Genomic DNA, 19,748 nt, shown 5'->3' with positions numbered 1-19,748 from the left:
CACCATTATCATGCGTAATTTTCCTCCGGTGCACCGTCATGGTGCGACGCGTCTATATGTAGGAGCGAGCGCAGCTCGCGATTGCGTTCTCCAGGGCGATCGTGTGAGGGCCATCGCGAGCTGCGCTCGCTCCTACGCGTTCCCACGATAGAGGGGCGTTGCATTAATATTGGCGCTTCTGACCGAAAGTTGGTCAAAAGCTGAGCAACTTCCGCTATAATTCGCGCCCCTCATTTTCGGCAGGCCCAGTGCGCGCTGTAGACCAATGAAACTTATCGTCAAAGTCTTCCCAGAGATCACCATCAAGAGCCGGCCAGTGCGCAAGCGCTTCATCCGCCAGCTGGCCAAGAACATCCGCAACGTGCTCAAGGACCTCGACCCTGAGCTCGCGGTCGACGGTGTCTGGGACAATCTCGAAGTGGTCACCCGCATCGAGGACGAAAAGGTCCAGCGCGAGATCATCGAGCGCCTTACCTGCACCCCGGGTATCACCCACTTCCTGCAGGTCGAGCAATACCCACTGGGTGACTTCGACGATATCGTCGCCAAGTGCAAGCACCATTTCGGCCACCTGCTGGCCGGCAAGCACTTCGCCGTACGCTGCAAGCGCGGTGGCCATCACGATTTCACCTCGATGGACGTCGACCGTTACGTCGGCAGCCAGCTGCGCCAGCAGTGCGGTGCGGCCGGTATCACGCTGAAGAACCCCGAAGTACTGGTGCGCATCGAAATCCGCGACCAGCGCCTGTACGTGATTCACAGCCAGCACCAGGGCATCGGCGGTTATCCGCTGGGAGCGCTGGAGCAGACGCTGGTGCTGATGTCCGGTGGTTTCGACTCCACCGTGGCGGCCTACCAGATGATGCGCCGCGGCCTGATGACCCACTTCTGCTTCTTCAACCTCGGCGGCCGTGCCCACGAGCTCGGGGTGATGGAAGTGGCCCACTTCCTGTGGAAGAAGTACGGCAGCAGCCAGCGCGTGCTGTTCATCAGCGTGCCATTCGAGGAAGTGGTCGGCGAGATCCTCAACAAGGTCGACAACAGCTACATGGGCGTGACCCTCAAGCGCATGATGCTGCGCGCTGCAGCGCGCATGGCCGAGCGCCTGGACATCGACGCGCTGGTGACCGGCGAGGCGATTTCCCAGGTGTCCAGCCAGACCCTGCCCAACCTGTCGATCATCGATTCGGCTACCGACAAGCTGGTGCTGCGCCCGCTGCTGGCCACCCACAAGCAGGACATCATCGACCAGGCCTACGCCATCGGCACCGCCGATTTCGCCAAGCACATGCCCGAGTACTGCGGCGTGATTTCGGTGAACCCGACTACCCATGCCAAACGCCACCGCATGGAGCACGAAGAAAAGCAGTTCGAGATGCAGGTGCTGGAGCGCGCCATCGAGCGCGCCAAGTTCATCTCCATCGACCATGTGATCGACGAGCTGGGCAAGGACATCGAAATCGAGGAAGTGGCCGAGGCTCTGCCGGGTCAGATCATCATCGACATCCGTCACCCCGATGCCCAGGAAGACGAACCCCTGCTCATCGACGGGATCGAAGTCCAGGCCATGCCGTTCTATGCCATCAACAGCAAGTTCAAGCACCTGGACCCCACGCGCCAGTACTTGCTGTATTGCGACAAAGGTGTGATGAGCCGTTTGCACGCACACCACCTGCTCAGTGAGGGACATGCCAATGTGCGTGTTTATCGTCCGGCATAAGACGCCAGGGCTGTATGGCGGCAGCATCCGCCATCGCCCTCCCGACCTGCGGGCCCGCTGAGCCGCAAAGCATACCTATTCGCCGCCTACACTGGCGGCAACCGAATCCTCTGATCGAGATACAGTTGTGATCGAAAATCTGCGTAACATCGCCATCATCGCCCACGTTGACCATGGTAAAACTACCCTGGTCGACAAACTCCTGCGCCAGTCCGGCACCCTGGAGCGTAACGAGCTCAACGACGAGCGCGTGATGGACTCCAACGACCAGGAAAAAGAGCGCGGCATTACCATTCTGGCGAAAAACACCGCCATCAACTGGAACGGCTACCACATCAACATCGTCGACACCCCCGGCCACGCCGACTTCGGTGGCGAGGTTGAGCGTGTGATGTCGATGGTCGACTCCGTGCTGCTGCTGGTCGACGCCCAGGACGGCCCTATGCCGCAAACCCGCTTCGTGACCAAGAAGGCCTTCGAAGCCGGCCTGAAGCCGATCGTTGTGATCAACAAGGTCGACCGCCCGGGCGCGCGTCCTGACTGGGTTCTGGACCAGATCTTCGACCTGTTCGACAACCTCGGTGCCACCGATGAACAGCTGGACTTCAAAGTCGTCTACGCCTCGGCCCTGAACGGCATCGCCGGCCTGGACCACACCGAAATGGGCGAAGACATGACTGCCCTGTACCAGTCGATCATCGACAACGTGCCTGCGCCTTCGGTTGACCGTGACGGCCCGTTCCAGATGCAGATCTCCGCACTGGACTACAACAGCTTCCTCGGCGTAATCGGCGTTGGCCGCATCGCCCGTGGCCGCATCAAGCCGAACACCCCGGTTGTGGCCATCGACACCGACGGCAAGAAGCGCAACGGCCGCATCCTGAAACTGATGGGTCACCACGGCCTGCACCGTGTTGACGTCGAAGAAGCTCAGGCTGGCGACATCGTCTGCATCAGCGGTTTCGACGAGCTGTTCATTTCCGACACCCTGTGTGCACCGGACGCGGTAGAGGCGATGAAGCCGCTGACCGTTGACGAGCCAACCGTTTCGATGACCTTCCAGGTCAACGACTCGCCGTTCTGCGGCAAGGAAGGCAAGTTCGTCACCAGCCGTAACATCAAGGACCGTCTGGACAAGGAGCTGCTGTACAACGTAGCCCTGCGCGTTCAGGAAACCGACTCCCCAGACAAGTTCAAGGTGTCGGGCCGTGGTGAACTGCACCTGTCGGTACTGATCGAAACCATGCGCCGCGAAGGCTTCGAGATGGCCGTGGGCCGCCCTGAAGTGATCATCCGCGAAGTGGATGGCGTGAAGCAGGAACCGTTCGAAAACGTGACCATCGACATCCCTGAAGAATCCCAGGGCAAGGTCATGGAAGAGATGGGCCTGCGTAAGGGCGACCTGACCAACATGGTGCCAGATGGCAAAGGCCGTGTTCGCCTGGAGTACAACATCCCGGCCCGTGGTCTGATCGGTTTCCGTAACCAGTTCCTGACCCTGACCAACGGTGCAGGCATCCTGACCTCGATCTTCGACCGCTACGACACCATGAAGTCGGGCCAGATGTCTGGCCGTCTGAACGGCGTTCTGGTTTCGGTCGAAACCGGCAAGGCACTGACCTACTCGCTGGAAACCCTGCAGGCGCGCGGCAAGCTGTTCGTCGAGCACGGCCAGGAAATCTACGGTGGTCAGATCATCGGCCTGAACAGCCGTGACAACGACCTGGGCGTGAACCCGACCAAAGGCAAGAAGCTCGACAACATGCGTGCTTCGGGCAAAGACGAAGTCATCGCCCTGGTGCCGCCGGTTCGCCACACCCTGGAACAGGCCCTGGAATTCATCCAGGATGACGAGCTGTGCGAAGTGACGCCGAAGTCGATCCGTCTGCGCAAGAAGATCCTGGACGAAGGCGAGCGTACCCGCGCTGCCAAGAAAGCCAAGAACTGAGTTAGCTCAGGCTGAATGAAAACGCCCCCGGTCGAAAGGCCGGGGGCGTTTTTTTGTGCCTTCAGAAATTGTGCTGTCGGGGCTGGCCTCTTCGCGGGTAAACCCGCTCCCAAACGATCTCTGCTATGATCAGAGCCTGTGAAGCCACTGTGGGAGCGGGTTCACCCGCGAAGAGGCCGGTCCAGGCCAACGATCAGCGCCCGACCACCTTGGGCTTGTACGCGCAATATCCTGGCCGCGGCCCAACCTTGGGGTGATTGCGGCAGGTGTCCGGGCGCTTGTCATAAATGGTGCACAGGCGGCTCTTACGATCCAGATACATGCAGTCATCATTGCTCATTCGGGTCAGGGTGAAGATCCCGGACTTCTGGTTGAAGCGCTCGATGATGCCTTCTTTCTGCAGGCGCTTGGCCACGTTCTTGGGAGGTTCGTCTTTTTCGAACTCATCCACCACACCGATACGGATCAGATCCTTGATCTTGACCTCTACCGGCAAGGTGCAGCAGGTGGAGTGGCAGCCACCACACATGTGGCTGGCATAGCGCTGCCAGGTTTCCAGGCGGTCGACTTCGGCAGCGGCGATCAGGGACGTTTTCATCGTTTTATAGGGTGGATCACGGTCTTGGGGCGCGCGATGATACCGGAATCGCTCAATTTATGAACAACCTTTTGACCAAATGCAGTGTGCCTGATGAAAATCGCGAACACTGGCCGTGGTGTTCGGTCGAAGCGTCTAGGCTCAACATTTGCATTCCGCTTTCGTCTACTCGCCCGAGGATGCCGCATGTCCCAGGAACCCAACGCTCGAGACGCTGAAGTCGCGGATTTTCGCGCCGCAGTGCTGGATAAACTCACCTACGCGGTCGGCAAAGACCCGGAGCATGCCTTTGACCACGACTGGTTCGAAGCCATTGCCCTGGCGGCGCGCGACCACATGGTCGACCACTGGATGGACCACACGCGGCAGTCGTACCGACGCAGCCAGAAGCGGGTGTATTACCTCTCCCTCGAGTTCCTCATCGGCCGTCTGCTCTACGACAGCCTGAGCAATCTCGGCCTGTTGGACATCGCCCGTGATGCCTTGGAAGGGTTGGACGTGGACCTGGAGCGCATTCGCCTGCTCGAGCCGGATGCCGCGCTGGGTAACGGCGGCCTGGGCCGCCTGGCGGCGTGCTTCATGGAAAGCATGTCGACCCTGGGCATCGCTGCGCATGGCTATGGCATCCGCTACGAGCACGGGTTGTTCCGGCAGGCGATGGTGGACGGCTGGCAGCAGGAGCAGACCGAGAACTGGCTGGATTTCGGCAACCCCTGGGAGTTCGAGCGGGCCGAAGTGATCTACCCGATCAGTTTTGGTGGCAGCGTCGAAACGCTGCACGACGCCCATGGCAATGCGCGCCAGGTGTGGACGCCGGGTGAAACCGTGCGGGCAGTTGCCTACGACACACCCGTAGTGGGCTGGCGCGGTTCCAGCGTCAATACCCTGCGCCTGTGGCGTGCGCGGGCGCTGGAAGAGCTGCACCTGGAGCGCTTCAATGCCGGTGACCACCTGGGTGCAGTGGCCGAAGTGGCCCGCGCCGAAAGCATCTCGCGGGTGCTCTACCCGGCCGACAGCACCGAAGCGGGGCAGGAACTGCGCCTGCGCCAGGAATACTTCTTCGTATCGGCTTCGTTGCAGGACCTGCTGCGCCGCCACCTGAACATGCACGACAGCCTGCTCAACCTGCCCGATGCCGCGGCCATTCAGCTGAACGACACCCACCCGTCCATTGCGGTTGCCGAATTGATGCGTCTGCTGGTCGACCAGCACGAGATCCCGTGGGATACCGCCTGGGAACTGACCGTAGGCACCCTGGCCTACACCAACCACACCTTGCTGCCCGAGGCGTTGGAAACCTGGCCGGTAGCGCTGATGGAACGCATGCTGCCGCGGCACATGCAGATCATCTACCTGATCAACGCCTACCACATCGATGCCCTGCGGGCCAAAGGCACCCATGACTTCGACGTGTTGCGGGCCGTGTCACTGATCGAGGAAGACAACGGCCGCCGGGTGCGCATGGGCAACCTGGCGTTCCTGGGCTCGCACAGCGTCAACGGCGTGTCGGCGCTGCACAGCCAACTGATGAAGAGCACGGTGTTCGCCGAGCTTCACAAGCTGTACCCCGACCGCATCAACAACAAGACCAACGGCATCACGTTCCGCCGCTGGCTGTACCAGTCCAACCCGCAGCTGACCGGCATGCTGGTGGAGGCACTCGGGCCGGAGCTGCTGGACGACCCCGAGGGACGCCTGGCCGGCCTGGTGCCCTTTGCGGACAAGCCCAGCTTCTGCCGGCAGTTCGCCGCCCAGCGGCTGCACAGCAAGCGGGCACTGGCCAGCATCATCCAGGACCGCCTCGGCATTACCGTGAACCCCGAGGCCATGTTCGACGTGCAGGTCAAGCGCATCCACGAGTACAAGCGGCAGTTGCTCAACCTGCTGCACACCGTGGCGCTCTACCAGGCCATGCGTAACGACCCCAGCACCAACTGGGTGCCCCGGGTTAAGATTTTCGCCGGCAAGGCCGCTGCCAGCTACCACCAGGCCAAGCTGATCATCAAGCTGGCCAACGACATCGCCCGGGTGGTGAACAACGACCCCACGGTGCATGGCCGGCTCAAGGTGGTGTTTCTGCCCAACTACAACGTCAGCCTGGCCGAAAGCATCATCCCGGCGGCGGACCTGTCCGAGCAGATCTCCACCGCCGGTTACGAAGCGTCCGGTACCAGCAACATGAAGTTCGGGCTCAACGGTGCCCTGACCATCGGCACGCTGGATGGCGCCAACGTGGAGATGAGTGAGCAGGTGGGGGCCGAGAACATGTTCATCTTCGGCCTTACCGCGCAGCAGGTGGAGGCACGCAAGCGTGCCGGAGACTTTGGCGCGGAGCAGGACATTGCAGCATCCGGCCGCCTCGGCAATGTGCTGGAGGCGATCCGCGGTGGGGTGTTCTCGCCGGATGATCCGTCGCGCTACGTGGGGTTGATCGATGGGCTGGTGGGTTACGACCGCTTCCTGGTGTGCGCCGACTTCGATGCGTACTGGGATGCGCAGCAGCGTGTCGAGGACCTGTGGCACCAGCCGCAGCAATGGTGGCGCATGGCGGTGCTGAACACGGCGCGCATGGGCTGGTTCTCGTCGGACCGCACCATCAGGGAGTATGCGACCGACATCTGGAAGGCGCTGGAGTGATCGGCTGCTGCCTCGGCCCTTTCGCGGGTGAACCCGCGAAGGCCCGGATGCCGACCACCGGCCTGGCGGCCGCTGAACTACCGACCTGATGTGCCGTCTGACAGCCGTGGCGAGTCTCATGACTCGCTAGCCTGTCACTCTCCCTGTAAACTGCGTGGGTTTTCATCCCCAATCCATTCGGAGCCATACATGTCCCGCGTTACCCTGAGTCGCTATCTGATCGAGCAGACCCGCAGCAACAATACCCCTGCCGATCTGCGCTTCCTGATCGAAGTGGTGGCGCGTGCGTGCAAGGAAATCAGCCACCACGTGTCCAAGGGCGCCCTCGGCGGCGTGCTGGGCAGCATGGGCACCGAAAACGTGCAAGGCGAAGTCCAGAAGAAACTGGACGTGATTTCCAACGATATCCTGCTTGAAGCCAACGAGTGGGGCGGTCACCTGGCCGGCATGGCGTCCGAAGAAATGGACAACGCCTACCAGATCCCGGGGCGCTACCCCAAGGGTGCTTACCTGCTGGTGTTCGACCCGCTGGACGGCTCGTCCAACATCGACGTCAACGTGTCGGTGGGCACCATCTTCTCGGTACTGCGTTGCCCAACCGAGTACCTGAGCCAGAACGAAACCCTGAACGAAAACGCATTCCTGCAACCAGGCACCCAGCAGGTTGCGGCGGGTTACGCCATCTATGGCCCGCAGACCATGCTGATCCTGACCTTGGGCAACGGCGTAAAAGGCTTCACCCTCGACCGTGAGCTGGGCAGCTTCGTGCTTACCCACGAGAACATCCAGGTGCCTGAAACCACCGCGGAGTTCGCCATCAACATGTCCAACCAGCGCCACTGGGAAGCCCCGGTACAGCGTTATGTGGACGAGCTGCTGGCGGGTGAAACCGGGCCGTTGAAGAAGAACTACAACATGCGCTGGATCGCCTCGATGGTTGCCGACGTGCACCGCATCCTGACCCGTGGCGGCCTGTTCATGTACCCGCGTGATGCCCGCGACCCAAGCAAGCCGGGCAAGCTGCGCCTGATGTACGAAGCCAACCCGATGTCGTTCATCATCGAACAGGCCGGCGGCGCTTCCACCAACGGTTACGACCGCATCCTCGATATTCAGCCAGACAGCCTGCACCAGCGTGTGTCGGTGATCCTCGGCTCGAAGCAAGAGGTCGAGCGCGTAACCGCCTACCACAAGGAGTAAGTCATGCTCGCACCTTGGCAGCCGTTGCTGGAGTGGTGGTTCGGTTGGGGCAGCAATGCCCAGGCCGTGGCTGACGAGAAAAGCGCGCAGTGGTTCGGCAAGCAGCACGATGCCGAGGCGCATGCGCTTTTCGGCGAACTCGTGGAGCAGGCCCTGGCGGGCGGGCTCGACGAGTGGCAGCAAAGCCCGCAGGGCTGGCTGGGGCTGCTGATACTGCTGGACCAGTTGCCACGCATGCTCTACCGCGATACGCCGCGTGCTTTCGAGGGCGATCGCCGTGCCCAGGTGGTGGCCATGCAGGGCTTGCAGAAGGGCTGGGATTACCAGTTGCTGCCTATCCAGCGGGTGTTCGTGCTGCTGGTGCTGGAGCATGCCGAAGTGCTGGACTGGCAGAACCTGTGCGTGGAGCGTTATCAGATGCTGCTGGAAGAGCAGCCTGAGCCCAACCGCCGGCTGTTCGAAGGGTTTCTGGATTACGCCGAGCAGCATCAGCGTGTGATCGAGCGCTTTGGCCGGTTCCCGCACCGCAACCTGGTGCTGGAGCGGCCGAGTACCAGCGAAGAGATGGACTTCCTGCTGGAGCCCGGCTCCCGCTTCTGACCCCCGCCGTCGTAGGAGCGAGCGCAGCTCGCGATGGGGCGCACAGCGCCCCCTTTCCCATAAAAAAACGCCGATATCGCAGGGCCTGCCGCGCAGCCCATCGCGACCTGCGCTCGCGCCCCCCTACCTGGTGCGCACCGCAGCACTGCATCAGGGAACCTGGGACCGTTTTTCCCGTCGAAGGCCACTGCAGGCCACTCGCCTGTGTCCATTGTCAGGAGTGTCCCTCATGTCGTTGCGTTCCCTCGCCCTGTTGTCGCTGTGCGTCGTTCTGGCCGCCTGCAGCAAGATCAACCAGGAAAACTATTCCAGGCTCAAGGCCGGTATGAACAAGGCCGAGGTCGAGCAGTTGCTCGGCACGCCTACCGAGTGCTCCGGCGCGCTGGGCATGAGCAGCTGTACCTGGGGCGACGAGAAGAGTTTCATCAGCGTGCAGTACGCCTCCGACAAAGTGCTGATGTACTCCGGGCAGGGTCTCAAATGAGGCGTCTGTACCTGCTGATCGGTGTCTGCCTGGCCATGTTGCTGGGGGGGTGCGCCGGCTCTGCGCATGATCCGCTGGCGCCCAAGACAGCTGGCAATGTCGACCTCAAGCGTTACCAGGGCAAGTGGTATGAGCTGGCGCGCCTGCCCATGCGCTACCAGGCTGGTTGCGAGCAGTCCGAAGCCCATTACAACCTGAAGCCGGACGGCACCTTTGGCGTACTCAACCGTTGCCGCACGATGGGCGATGAGTGGCTGCGCGCCGAAGGCCATGCCACGGTTCAGGAGCCCGGCCACACCGACAAGCTGTGGGTAGAGTTCGACAACTGGTTCACCAAGCTGGTACCGGGCGTAGCCAAGGGCGACTACTGGATTCTGTACGTAGACGACCGCTATCGCACCGCGATCGTCGGCAGCCCGGACCGCAAATACCTGTGGATTCTGTCACGCACGCAAAGCCTGCCGGCCTGGCAGCGGGAGAGCTTGCTGGCCAAGGCACGCCAGCAGGGTTATGACACCAGCCGGCTGGTCTGGCGCGCTTCCGATCAGCAGATCGTCAAGATGCATTGACGGGGTGGGGCTGCCAGGCAGCCCCGCTGCATTCAACCCAACAGTTCGCGCAACACCTGGGTAAAGGCCTGTGCACTGGCCTCTTCCTGGGCGTGATGGCCCTGGCGCACCACCCACTGGCCGTTGACCATCACGTCCTGTACCTGGCGGTCGCCACCCGCGAACAGCCAGCGGTTGAGAATGGCATCGCCGTTCGCGGTTGCGATGTAAGGGTCGTGCCCATCCAGTACCAGCCAGTCGGCGCGTTTGCCTACCGCCAGTTCGCCAACGGGTTGCCCCAGCGCCTGGGCCCCACCTGCAAGCGCCGCGTCGTACAGTGTGCGGCCCACCATGGGTTGTTCGCGGCCATACAAGCGGTTGCGCCGTTGGTCACGCAGGCGTTGGCCATATTCCAGCCAGCGCAGTTCTTCCACCACGCTCAGTGATACGTGGCTGTCCGAGCCGATACCCAGGCGCCCGCCCTGGGCCAGGTAATCCACCGCCGGGAATATCCCGTCACCCAGGTTGGCTTCGGTGGTCAGGCATAGCCCGGCCACTGCGCCGCTGCGGGCCATGGCGGTGACCTCGTGGGGCTCGGCATGGGTGGCATGTACCAGGCACCAGCGCGGGTCCACCTGCACATGCTCATGCAGCCATTGCAACGGCCGCAGGCCGCTCCAGGCTACGCAGTCGTCCACTTCTTTCTGTTGTTCGGCGATGTGGATATGTACCGGGCAGTGCGGGTCGCTGGCGGCCAGTACATCGGCGATTTGCCCAGGCGTTACTGCCCGCAGCGAATGGAAGCACAGGCCCAGGCGCTGCGCGGGTTGCGCTGCCATCAGCGGGGCCAGCCGCGATTGCAGTTCCAGGTAGTGCCCGGTGGTGTTGATGAAGCGCCGCTGCCCCTCGCTCGGTGCCTGGCCGCCGAAACCTGCGTGGCTGTAAAGCACCGGCAACAAGGTAAGGCCGATACCGCTGTCGGCTGCCGCTGCGCTGATACGCCGGGACAGCTCGGCCGGGTCGTCGTAAGCCTGGCCGGATGGGGCATGGTGCACGTAGTGGAATTCAGCGACCGAGGTATAACCGGCTTTGAGCATTTCGATGTACAACTGGCGCGCGATGACCTGCAATTGCTCGGGGCTGATCTGCCCGACCAGGCGGTACATCAGGTCGCGCCAGGTCCAGAAGCTGTCATTGGGGTTGCCTGCCACTTCCGCCAGGCCTGCCATGGCCCGTTGAAACGCGTGGGAGTGCAGGTTTGGCATGCCGGGCAGCAGCGGCCCCTTCACCTGCTCGGCACCCGCGGGCGATGCCCCAGCCTCGATGCGGGCTATGTGGCCAGTGCTGGCCACCTCGATCAGCACGTCGCGGGCCCAGCCGGTGGGCAGCAGGGCGCGCTCGGCAAAGTAGGTGGACATCGGCAGAAATCCTGTTGTTATTAGCTTGTATATACATATACAGCTGTTTGCCTGCCGGGTAAACTGCGGCAAGCTACCGTTCATTTCTATCGACAAGGATCCACGCCGTGCCGACACCTCCTGTCTCCGCGCTGGTTGCCCAGATGGGCGAGGGCCCGGCGCCGCTGTATGCGCGGGTCAAGCAGATGATCGCCCAGCAGATCGACAATGGCAGCTGGCCGCCGCATCACCGCGTGCCTTCGGAGAGCGAGCTGGTCAACCAACTGGGCTTCAGCCGCATGACCATCAACCGCGCCTTGCGCGAGCTTACCGCCGAGGGCCTGCTGGTGCGCATGCAGGGCGTGGGCACCTTCGTGGCCGAGCCCAAGGGGCGTTCGGCGCTGTTCGAAGTGAACAACATTGCCGACGAAATCGCCGCCCGTGGTCACCAGCACAGCTGCCAGGTGATTACCTTGGCCGAAGAGGCGGCGGGTTCCGAGCGGGCGCTGGCCCTGGACATGCGTGAGGGCCAGCGGGTGTTCCACTCGCTGATCGTGCATTTCGAGAACGGCACGCCGGTGCAGATCGAGGACCGCTACGTCAACGCGGCCATCGCGCCGGACTACCTGAAACAGGACTTCACCCGGCAGACGCCTTACGCCTATTTGTCGCAGGTCGCGCCACTGACCGAGGGCGAGCACGTGGTGGAGGCGATTCTTGCCGAGCCTGAGGAGTGCCGCCTGTTGCAGATCGAGCGTGGCGAACCTTGCCTGCTCATTCGCCGCCGCACCTGGTCGGGTCGGCAGCCGGTCACGGCTGCACGGCTGATTCACCCTGGCTCACGTCATCGCCTGGAAGGGCGATTCAGCAAATGAGCCGCTTGCAGGTGTTGCGCGCACGCGACTACCCCCGCATGCCCTGGAAGAACGGCGGCGGTTTCACCGAAGAAATCGCCCGCGACGATGGCGAGGGCCTGGAGGGGTTTGGCTGGCGGCTGTCGATTGCTGATATCGAGGCGTCCGGTGGTTTTTCTGCCTTCGCCGGTTATCAACGGGTCATCACCGTGCTGCAGGGCGAGGGCATGCGCCTGCTGGTGGACGGGCAGGCCAGCCGACCGCTGTTGCCGTTCGATGCGTTTGCTTTCAACGGCGCCAGCCAGGTGAGTTGCACGCTGCTGGGTGGCGCTATCCGTGACTTCAACCTGATCTATGCCCCGCTGCGGTATCAGGCACGGCTGCAATGGCTGGAGGGCACCACCCGGCTTTACAGCTCGGCGTCTTTGATACTGCTGTTTGCCGCCGCCAGCGTGGTGCAAGTAGCGGTCCCAGGCGCGAACACGCAGCGGTTGGATTTGTACGACTGCTTGCGGCTGGAGCCTGGGGAAGGGTTGCAGGAACTGGAAGTGCAGGGGCGGTGTTGCTTGATCGAGCTCACCGGGCGTGACCACCTTTGCCTACAACCCCCAAGGCAATAATTGGCCCGAAACAAACGCAGGAGCGAGCGCAGCTCGCGATGCGCCGCGCGTGCGGCGCTCGATCTCCCAGGCGCTGCACCTGGAAAGCCGAACACCTCCCAGCCCAATCACATTCGTCGATAAAGCACCGTGAGGCCGCTAGCGTCATCTAGAAATATTGGTTGTCCATGCTTGTACATACAAGTAAAGATGTGTTTGTATACCCGCCATGACACATCTGCCCGCGGACGACCGCAGAGGACCTTCCCGTGACTGACAACAACAAATACCGTGACGTTGAAATCCGTGCCCCCCGTGGCAACAAGCTCACCGCCAAGAGCTGGTTGACCGAAGCACCGCTGCGCATGTTGATGAACAACCTGGACCCGCAAGTGGCAGAAAACCCCAGGGAACTGGTGGTTTACGGCGGCATTGGCCGTGCTGCGCGCAACTGGGCCTGCTACGACAAGATCGTCGAAACCCTCACCCGCCTGGAAGACGACGAAACCTTGCTGGTGCAGTCGGGCAAGCCCGTGGGTGTGTTCAAGACCCACAGCAACGCGCCCCGCGTGCTGATCGCCAACTCCAACCTGGTCCCCCACTGGGCCAATTGGGAACACTTCAACGAGCTGGATGCCAAGGGCCTGGCCATGTACGGCCAGATGACCGCAGGCAGCTGGATCTACATTGGCAGCCAAGGCATCGTCCAAGGTACTTACGAAACCTTCGTCGAAGCAGGCCGCCAGCACTATGGCGGCAGCCTCAAAGGCAAATGGGTGCTTACCGCCGGCCTGGGCGGCATGGGCGGTGCTCAGCCCCTGGCCGCTACGCTGGCCGGCGCCTGCTCGCTGAACATCGAATGCCAGCAGAGCCGTATCGATTTCCGCCTCGAAACCCGCTATGTGGATGAACAGGCCACCGACCTGGACGACGCTCTGGCCCGTATCGCCCGCTATACCGCCGAGGGCAAGGCCATTTCCATCGCCCTGCATGGCAACGCGGCTGAAATTCTGCCCGAGCTGGTGAAGCGCGGCGTACGCCCGGACATGGTAACCGACCAGACCAGCGCCCACGACCCGCTCAACGGTTACCTGCCCGCAGGCTGGAGCTGGGAGCAGTACCGTGACCGCGCCCAGACCGAGCCGGCTGCCGTGGTCAAGGCGGCCAAGCAGTCCATGGCCGTGCATGTGCAGGCGATGCTCGACTTCCAGAAGCAGGGCATTCCCACCTTCGACTACGGTAACAACATTCGCCAGATGGCCAAGGAAGAGGGCGTTGCCAATGCCTTCGACTTCCCGGGCTTCGTCCCGGCCTACATCCGCCCGCTGTTCTGCCGCGGCATCGGCCCGTTCCGCTGGGCCGCGCTGTCTGGCGATGCCCAGGACATCTACAAGACCGATGCCAAGGTCAAGGAACTGATCCCCGACGACGCCCACCTGCACCGCTGGCTGGACATGGCCCGCGAGCGCATCAGCTTCCAGGGCCTGCCAGCCCGCATTTGCTGGGTGGGCCTGGGCCTGCGCGCCAAGCTGGGCCTGGCGTTCAACGAAATGGTCCGCAGCGGCGAGTTGTCGGCGCCCATCGTGATTGGCCGCGATCACCTGGATTCCGGCTCGGTAGCCAGCCCCAACCGCGAAACCGAAGCCATGCGCGACGGTTCCGATGCCGTTTCCGACTGGCCGCTGCTCAACGCCCTGCTCAATACGGCCAGCGGTGCCACCTGGGTATCGCTGCACCACGGGGGCGGTGTTGGCATGGGCTTCTCCCAGCACTCCGGCATGGTCATCGTGTGCGACGGCACCGATGAAGCCGCCGCCCGCATCGCCCGGGTGCTGGCCAACGACCCTGGCACCGGCGTAATGCGCCATGCCGATGCTGGCTACGACATCGCCATCGACTGCGCCCGCGAGCAAGGCCTGGACCTACCGATGATCACCGGCTGACCGCCACGCTTTGGCTCCCACCCTTCGCGGGTGATACTGAACAACAAGAAGGGGCACGCCGGCGCCGACAGACACGCCCGCCATGCCCCGCGACTGGAGTAGCAACGTGACCCAACTTACCCTCAAACCCGGCGCCCTGACCCTTGCCCAGCTGCGTGCCATTCATGACGCGCCCGTACGCCTGCAGCTCGACCCGGGGGCTGCAGCCGGCATCGACGCAAGCGTGGCCTGTGTCGAACAGATCATTGCCGAAGACCGCACCGCTTATGGCATCAACACAGGTTTCGGCCTGCTGGCGTCCACCCGCATCGCCAGCCACGACCTGGAAAACCTGCAGCGCTCGCTGGTGCTGTCCCATGCCGCCGGGGTCGGCGCACCGCTGGACGATGCCCTGGTGCGGCTGATCATGGTACTGAAGATCAACAGCCTCAGCCGCGGCTTCTCGGGTATTCGCCGCAAGGTCATCGATGCGCTGATCGCCCTGGTGAACGCCGAGGTGTACCCCCACATTCCGCTGAAGGGTTCGGTAGGTGCTTCCGGTGACCTGGCGCCATTGGCGCACATGTCGCTGGTGCTGCTGGGCGAGGGCAAGGCCCGTCACCGCGGCCAGTGGTTACCCGCAACCGAAGCGCTGGCCGTTGCCGGCCTTGAGCCCCTGACCCTGGCGGCCAAAGAGGGCCTGGCCCTGCTGAACGGTACCCAGGCCTCCACCGCCTATGCCCTGCGTGGCCTGTTCCATGGCGAAGACCTGTATGCGGCTGGCATCGCCTGTGGTGCCCTGAGCGTCGAGGCTGCGCTGGGTTCGCGCTCGCCGTTCGACGCCCGTATTCATGAAGTGCGCGGCCAGCGCGGGCAGATCGATACAGCAGCCTGCTTCCGCGACCTGCTGGGCGAAGCCAGCGAGGTTTCGCTGTCGCACAAAAACTGCGACAAGGTCCAGGACCCTTACTCGCTGCGATGCCAACCGCAGGTCATGGGAGCCTGCCTTACCCAGCTGCGCCAGGCCGCCGAGGTGCTGGGAGTCGAGGCCAACGCCGTGTCGGACAACCCGCTGGTGTTCGCCGCCGAAGGCGACGTGGTTTCCGGGGGTAACTTCCACGCAGAGCCGGTCGCCATGGCCGCCGACAACCTGGCCCTGGCCATTGCCGAAATTGGCTCGCTCAGCGAACGCCGCATCTCGCTGATGATGGACAAGCACATGTCCCAGCTGCCGCCGTTCCTGGTGGAAAACGGCGGGGTCAACTCGGGCTTCATGATCGCCCAGGTGACCGCAGCGGCACTGGCCAGCGAAAACAAGGCGCTGTCGCACCCGCACAGTGTCGACAGCCTGCCGACGTCTGCCAACCAGGAAGACCACGTGTCCATGGCCCCGGCAGCCGGCAAGCGCCTGTGGGAGATGGCCGAAAACACCCGTGGGGTGCTGGCGATCGAGTGGCTGGGCGCGTGCCAGGGGCTGGACCTGCGCAAGGGCCTGAAGACCTCGGCCAAGCTGGAGCAGGCCCGCCAGGCGCTGCGCAGCGAAGTACCGCACTATGACCGTGACCGTTTCTTCGCACCGGACATCGAAAAGGCTGTGGAACTGTTGGCCAAAGGCAGCCTGACCGGTTTGCTGCCGGCGGGGGTACTGCCCAGCCTGTAATGCCTGAGGGGCTGCGCAGCAGCCCCGTGCCCTCACGACCACAAAAACAATTCAAGGACGTGACATGCAACACGCTCAAGGTCTCAAGCGCGGGCTCAGTGCCCGCCACATCCGTTTCATGGCATTGGGTTCCGCCATCGGTACCGGCCTGTTCTACGGCTCCGCTTCTGCCATCCAGATGGCCGGCCCTGCCGTGCTGCTGGCCTACCTGATCGGCGGCGCAGCGGTGTTCATGGTCATGCGCGCCCTGGGTGAAATGGCCGTGCACAACCCCGTGGCCGGTTCCTTCGGCCACTACGCCAGCACGTACCTGGGGCCCATGGCGGGCTTCATCCTCGGCTGGACCTACGCTTTCGAGATGGTCATCGTGGCCATCGCCGACGTGACCGCCTTCGGTATCTACATGGGCTTCTGGTTCCCGGAAGTAGCCCGCTGGATCTGGGTGCTGGGCATCGTCTTCCTGATCGGCGGCCTGAACCTGTGCAACGTCAAGGTCTTCGGCGAGATGGAGTTCTGGCTGTCGTTGCTCAAGGTCGGCGCCATCATCGCCATGATCCTGGCAGGCCTGGGCATCATGGCGTTCGGCTTCAGCCAAGTGGGTAGTGGCCATGCGGTTGGCCTCGGCAACCTGTTCGACCATGGCGGCTTCATGCCCAATGGCGTAGGGGGCCTGATCGCTTCTTTCGCGGTGGTGATGTTCGCGTTTGGCGGCATCGAGATCATCGGCGTGACCGCAGGCGAGGCCAAGGACCCGCAGCGTGTGATCCCCAAGGCGATCAACGCGGTGCCGCTGCGCATCCTGCTGTTCTACGTGCTTACCCTGTTCGTGCTGATGTGCCTGTACCCCTGGCCGCAAATCGGTAGCCAGGGCAGCCCCTTCGTGCAGATCTTCAGCAACCTGGGGATCGGCTCTGCAGCAGCGGTGCTGAACATCGTGGTGATCTCGGCGGCGGTGTCTGCCATCAACAGCGATATCTTCGGCGCGGGCCGCATGATGTATGGGCTGGCCCAGCAAGGCCATGCACCACGCGGGTTCAGCCACCTGTCCCGGCACGGAGTACCCTGGATGACCGTAGTGGTGATGGGCGCTGCGCTGCTGATCGGCGTGCTGCTGAATTACCTGATCCCGGAAAACGTGTTCCTGCTGATTGCTTCCATCGCGACCTTCGCCACGGTGTGGGTCTGGCTGATGATCCTGGTGACCCAGGTTGCCATGCGCCGGCGCATGAGCCGTGAGCAGATGGCCCAGCTCAAGTTCCCCGTTCCGTTCTGGCCCTACGGCCCGGCCATGGCGATCGCGTTCATGGTGTTCATCTTCGGTGTGCTTGGCTACTTCCCCGACACCCAGGCGGCATTGCTGGTCGGGCTGGTGTGGCTGGTGTTCCTGGTGGCGTCCTACCTGCTGTGGTGCAAGCCGCGCGCCGGGCAGGGCATGCCGGTTGCGGAACGTGCCGAACTGCACCGTTAGCAAAGGAGACTGTACATGAGAACCCTCTGGCAGCACTGCCACGTGGCAACCATGGTCGACGGCCATTATTCGGCGATCGAAGACGCAGCCATCGTCACTTGTGATGGGCTTGTGGAATGGGTGGGCCCCAAGGCCGAGCTGCCCGCGCCCATGCCCGAGCGCACGGTGGACCTGGGCGGTGCCTGGGTGACGCCTGGGCTTATCGACTGCCATACCCATGCCGTGTTTGGCGGTAACCGCAGTGGCGAGTTCGAGCAGCGTCTCAAGGGCGTGAGTTACGCTGAAATTGCCGCCCAGGGCGGGGGGATCGCCAGTACGGTGCGGGCCACCCGGGCGGCCAGTGAAGAGGCGCTGTTCGCCAGCGCCCGTCAGCGGGTCATGGCCCTGATGCGCGACGGCGTGACCACCCTGGAAGTGAAGTCCGGTTACGGCCTTGACCTTGCCAGCGAGCGCAAGATGCTGCGCGTGGCCAGGCGCCTGGGGCAGGCGTTGCCGCTGACCGTGCGCGCTACCTGCCTGGCCGCACACGCACTGCCGCCCGAGTACAGTGGCAGGCCTGATGATTACATCACGCACATCTGCGAGCACATGCTGCCGGCGTTGGCTGCCGAAGGCCTGGTGGATGCGGTGGACGCCTTCTGTGAACACCTGGCGTTCTCGCCCGCCCAGGTAGAGCGCGTGTTCATCGCGGCGCGCGAACTGGGCTTGCCGGTCAAACTGCATGCCGAGCAGCTCTCATCGTTGCACGGCTCCAGCCTGGCAGCCCGCTACCAGGCGCTGTCGGCCGATCACCTGGAGTTCATGTCCGAAGAGGACGCCATCGCCATGGCGGCCGCCGGAACGGTCGCAGTGTTGCTACCCGGGGCCTTCTACTTCCTGCGGGAAACCCAGTTGCCGCCGATGGCTGCATTGCGCCGCCACGGTGTGAAGATGGCCCTGGCCACCGACCTGAACCCGGGTACTTCGCCCGGGTTGTCACTGCGCCTGATGCTGAACATGGGCTGCACCTGCTTTGGCCTCACACCTGAAGAGGCCCTGGCCGGTGTCACCGTGCACGCCGCCACCGCGCTGGGCCTTGGCCACAGCCATGGCACGTTGCAAGCGGGCAAGGTGGCCGACTTCGTTGCTTGGCACATCGAACGCCCCGCCGACCTAGCCTACTGGCTGGGCGGCGACCTGCCCAAGCGCATCGTGCGCAGCGGGCAAGAAATCACCCACTGAGCGAGGCCCCATGGAACAGGTACTGAGTTTTCACCAAGGCCGCCTGCCGCTGCTGATCAGCATGCCCCATGCCGGCCTGCGCCTGAGCAGCGCGGTGCGCGACGGACTGATCGATGCAGCGCAAGGCTTGCCGGACACCGACTGGCATATCCCCAGGCTGTACGGCTTTGCCCAGGAAATGGGCGCCAGTGTGCTGGCGGCGGAGTACTCACGCTTCGTTATCGACTTGAACCGCCCGCAGGATGACAAACCGTTGTACGCCGGGGCTACCACTGGCCTGTTCCCCGCGACGCTGTTCGACGGCCAGCCCCTGTTCAAGGACGGGCTGGCACCTACCGCCGAGCAACGCCAACAGTACCTTGGGCAGATCTGGCAGGCGTACCACGGCACCTTGCAGCGCGAGCTTGAGCGCCTGCGCGTGCAGTTTGGCTACGCCCTGTTGTGGGATGCTCACTCGATCCGCTCGTGCATCCCCCATCTGTTCGATGGCACGCTGCCGGATTTCAACCTCGGCACCTTCAATGGCGCCAGTTGCGATGCCACCCTTGCGCAACAGCTGGAAGCGGTGTGTGCACAAGCCCAAGGCTACAGCCATGTGCTCAATGGCCGCTTCAAGGGCGGGCATATCACCCGTCACTATGGTGACCCGGCCGGGCATATCCATGCGGTACAGCTGGAGCTTGCGCAAAGCACCTACATGCAGGAGCACGCGCCTTTCGACTACCGCGAGGACCTGGCCCAGCCCACCCAACACGTGCTGCGTGACCTGTTGCAGGCCATGCTGGACTGGGGCCGTGCGCGGTACGGGCGCTAGCCGCGCCGCGCTTTCTAGGCTGCCCCACAAAAATGGGAGAGGTGTCCAACTTTTGTGGGGCAGCCCATTCTGTGGGAG

Annotated in this window: 16 protein-coding genes; 14 read left to right on the top strand and 2 right to left on the bottom strand. The window is 63.2% G+C overall.

Annotated features, from left to right (window positions below):
• The first annotated feature begins 265 nt into the window (after window positions 1–265).
• Both thiI and typA read left to right on the top strand, forming a co-directional pair.
• A complete protein-coding gene (thiI, locus tag APH25_RS00950; RefSeq protein ID WP_060480773.1) occupies window positions 266–1,720 on the top strand; it encodes a tRNA uracil 4-sulfurtransferase ThiI in 1,455 nt (484 codons plus the stop codon).
• 127 nt (window positions 1,721–1,847) lie between these two features.
• Window positions 1,848–3,668, top strand: a complete 1,821-nt coding sequence (gene typA, locus APH25_RS00945) for a translational GTPase TypA (RefSeq protein ID WP_060480772.1) — start codon at window positions 1,848–1,850, stop codon at window positions 3,666–3,668.
• A 193-nt stretch (window positions 3,669–3,861) separates the two neighbouring features.
• Here the strand turns inward: typA and APH25_RS00940 are convergent, their stop codons facing one another.
• Complete coding sequence (locus APH25_RS00940; RefSeq protein ID WP_060480771.1) at window positions 3,862–4,266, bottom strand: YkgJ family cysteine cluster protein; 405 nt, start codon at window positions 4,264–4,266, stop codon at window positions 3,862–3,864.
• A gap of 186 nt (window positions 4,267–4,452) precedes the next feature.
• Here APH25_RS00940 and APH25_RS00935 point away from each other — a divergent pair, with 186 nt between their 5' ends.
• From APH25_RS00935 to APH25_RS00915, 5 genes are all read left to right on the top strand, one after another.
• Complete coding sequence (locus tag APH25_RS00935; protein WP_060480770.1) at window positions 4,453–6,903, top strand: glycogen/starch/alpha-glucan phosphorylase; 2,451 nt, start codon at window positions 4,453–4,455, stop codon at window positions 6,901–6,903.
• A 189-nt stretch (window positions 6,904–7,092) separates the two neighbouring features.
• The gene (locus APH25_RS00930) at window positions 7,093–8,103 is read left to right on the top strand and encodes a class 1 fructose-bisphosphatase (RefSeq protein ID WP_028631971.1); all 1,011 of its coding nucleotides are present in this window, start codon (window positions 7,093–7,095) and stop codon (window positions 8,101–8,103) included.
• Between the two features lie 3 nt (window positions 8,104–8,106).
• Window positions 8,107–8,703 (top strand): DUF924 family protein, encoded by a 597-nt coding sequence (locus APH25_RS00925; RefSeq protein WP_028631970.1) that lies wholly within the window; start codon window positions 8,107–8,109, stop codon window positions 8,701–8,703.
• A gap of 229 nt (window positions 8,704–8,932) precedes the next feature.
• Window positions 8,933–9,187 carry an outer membrane protein assembly factor BamE gene (bamE, locus tag APH25_RS00920; RefSeq protein WP_028631969.1) on the top strand — a complete coding sequence of 85 codons (255 nt, stop codon included), beginning with the start codon at window positions 8,933–8,935 and terminating at the stop codon, window positions 9,185–9,187.
• A complete protein-coding gene (locus APH25_RS00915) occupies window positions 9,184–9,756 on the top strand; it encodes a lipocalin family protein (protein ID WP_028631968.1) in 573 nt (190 codons plus the stop codon). Before bamE ends, APH25_RS00915 begins: the two co-directional genes overlap by 4 nt.
• A 32-nt stretch (window positions 9,757–9,788) precedes the next feature.
• Here the strand turns inward: APH25_RS00915 and APH25_RS00910 are convergent, their stop codons facing one another.
• On the bottom strand, window positions 9,789–11,153 hold the full coding sequence (locus APH25_RS00910) for a formimidoylglutamate deiminase (protein ID WP_060480769.1): 1,365 nt from the start codon (window positions 11,151–11,153) through the stop codon (window positions 9,789–9,791).
• A 143-nt stretch (window positions 11,154–11,296) separates the two neighbouring features.
• On the opposite strand from APH25_RS00910, the gene hutC reads away from it, so the two are divergent.
• From hutC to hutG, 7 genes are all read left to right on the top strand, one after another.
• Complete coding sequence (gene hutC, locus APH25_RS00905) at window positions 11,297–12,007, top strand: histidine utilization repressor (RefSeq protein ID WP_174435891.1); 711 nt, start codon at window positions 11,297–11,299, stop codon at window positions 12,005–12,007.
• Window positions 12,004–12,606 (top strand): HutD family protein, encoded by a 603-nt coding sequence (locus APH25_RS00900; protein WP_060480768.1) that lies wholly within the window; start codon window positions 12,004–12,006, stop codon window positions 12,604–12,606. Before hutC ends, APH25_RS00900 begins: the two co-directional genes overlap by 4 nt.
• Window positions 12,607–12,854: 248 nt before the next feature.
• Window positions 12,855–14,528 (top strand): urocanate hydratase, encoded by a 1,674-nt coding sequence (hutU, locus tag APH25_RS00895; protein ID WP_060480767.1) that lies wholly within the window; start codon window positions 12,855–12,857, stop codon window positions 14,526–14,528.
• Between the two features lie 82 nt (window positions 14,529–14,610).
• On the top strand, window positions 14,611–16,167 hold the full coding sequence (gene hutH, locus APH25_RS00890; RefSeq protein ID WP_156333123.1) for a histidine ammonia-lyase: 1,557 nt from the start codon (window positions 14,611–14,613) through the stop codon (window positions 16,165–16,167).
• Window positions 16,168–16,231: 64 nt separating this feature from the next.
• The gene (locus APH25_RS00885) at window positions 16,232–17,635 is read left to right on the top strand and encodes an amino acid permease (protein WP_060480765.1); all 1,404 of its coding nucleotides are present in this window, start codon (window positions 16,232–16,234) and stop codon (window positions 17,633–17,635) included.
• 15 nt (window positions 17,636–17,650) lie between these two features.
• Window positions 17,651–18,856 (top strand): imidazolonepropionase, encoded by a 1,206-nt coding sequence (gene hutI, locus APH25_RS00880; RefSeq protein WP_060480764.1) that lies wholly within the window; start codon window positions 17,651–17,653, stop codon window positions 18,854–18,856.
• A gap of 10 nt (window positions 18,857–18,866) precedes the next feature.
• On the top strand, window positions 18,867–19,670 hold the full coding sequence (gene hutG, locus APH25_RS00875) for an N-formylglutamate deformylase (RefSeq protein WP_060480763.1): 804 nt from the start codon (window positions 18,867–18,869) through the stop codon (window positions 19,668–19,670).
• The last annotated feature ends 78 nt before the right edge of the window (window positions 19,671–19,748 follow it).

Origin of the sequence: Pseudomonas sp. NBRC 111119 (assembly GCF_001320125.1) — a bacterium.
Lineage (GTDB): Bacteria > Pseudomonadota > Gammaproteobacteria > Pseudomonadales > Pseudomonadaceae > Aquipseudomonas > Aquipseudomonas parafulva.
This window is presented reverse-complemented; position numbering and strand designations above follow the sequence as displayed.

Bases quoted from the DNA above. Each gene is read 5' to 3' on its own strand.
- thiI (WP_060480773.1), top strand. From the start codon at position 266: ATGAAACTTATCGTCAAAGTCTTCCCAGAGATCACCATCAAGAGCCGG.
- APH25_RS00940 (WP_060480771.1), bottom strand. From the start codon at position 4,266: ATGAAAACGTCCCTGATCGCCGCTGCCGAAGTCGACCGCCTGGAAACC.
- APH25_RS00935 (WP_060480770.1), top strand. From the start codon at position 4,453: ATGTCCCAGGAACCCAACGCTCGAGACGCTGAAGTCGCGGATTTTCGC.
- APH25_RS00930 (WP_028631971.1), top strand. From the start codon at position 7,093: ATGTCCCGCGTTACCCTGAGTCGCTATCTGATCGAGCAGACCCGCAGC.
- APH25_RS00925 (WP_028631970.1), top strand. From the start codon at position 8,107: ATGCTCGCACCTTGGCAGCCGTTGCTGGAGTGGTGGTTCGGTTGGGGC.
- bamE (WP_028631969.1), top strand. From the start codon at position 8,933: ATGTCGTTGCGTTCCCTCGCCCTGTTGTCGCTGTGCGTCGTTCTGGCC.
- APH25_RS00915 (WP_028631968.1), top strand. From the start codon at position 9,184: ATGAGGCGTCTGTACCTGCTGATCGGTGTCTGCCTGGCCATGTTGCTG.
- APH25_RS00910 (WP_060480769.1), bottom strand. From the start codon at position 11,153: ATGTCCACCTACTTTGCCGAGCGCGCCCTGCTGCCCACCGGCTGGGCC.
- hutC (WP_174435891.1), top strand. From the start codon at position 11,297: ATGGGCGAGGGCCCGGCGCCGCTGTATGCGCGGGTCAAGCAGATGATC.
- APH25_RS00900 (WP_060480768.1), top strand. From the start codon at position 12,004: ATGAGCCGCTTGCAGGTGTTGCGCGCACGCGACTACCCCCGCATGCCC.
- hutH (WP_156333123.1), top strand. From the start codon at position 14,611: ATGCCCCGCGACTGGAGTAGCAACGTGACCCAACTTACCCTCAAACCC.
- APH25_RS00885 (WP_060480765.1), top strand. From the start codon at position 16,232: ATGCAACACGCTCAAGGTCTCAAGCGCGGGCTCAGTGCCCGCCACATC.
- hutI (WP_060480764.1), top strand. From the start codon at position 17,651: ATGAGAACCCTCTGGCAGCACTGCCACGTGGCAACCATGGTCGACGGC.
- hutG (WP_060480763.1), top strand. From the start codon at position 18,867: ATGGAACAGGTACTGAGTTTTCACCAAGGCCGCCTGCCGCTGCTGATC.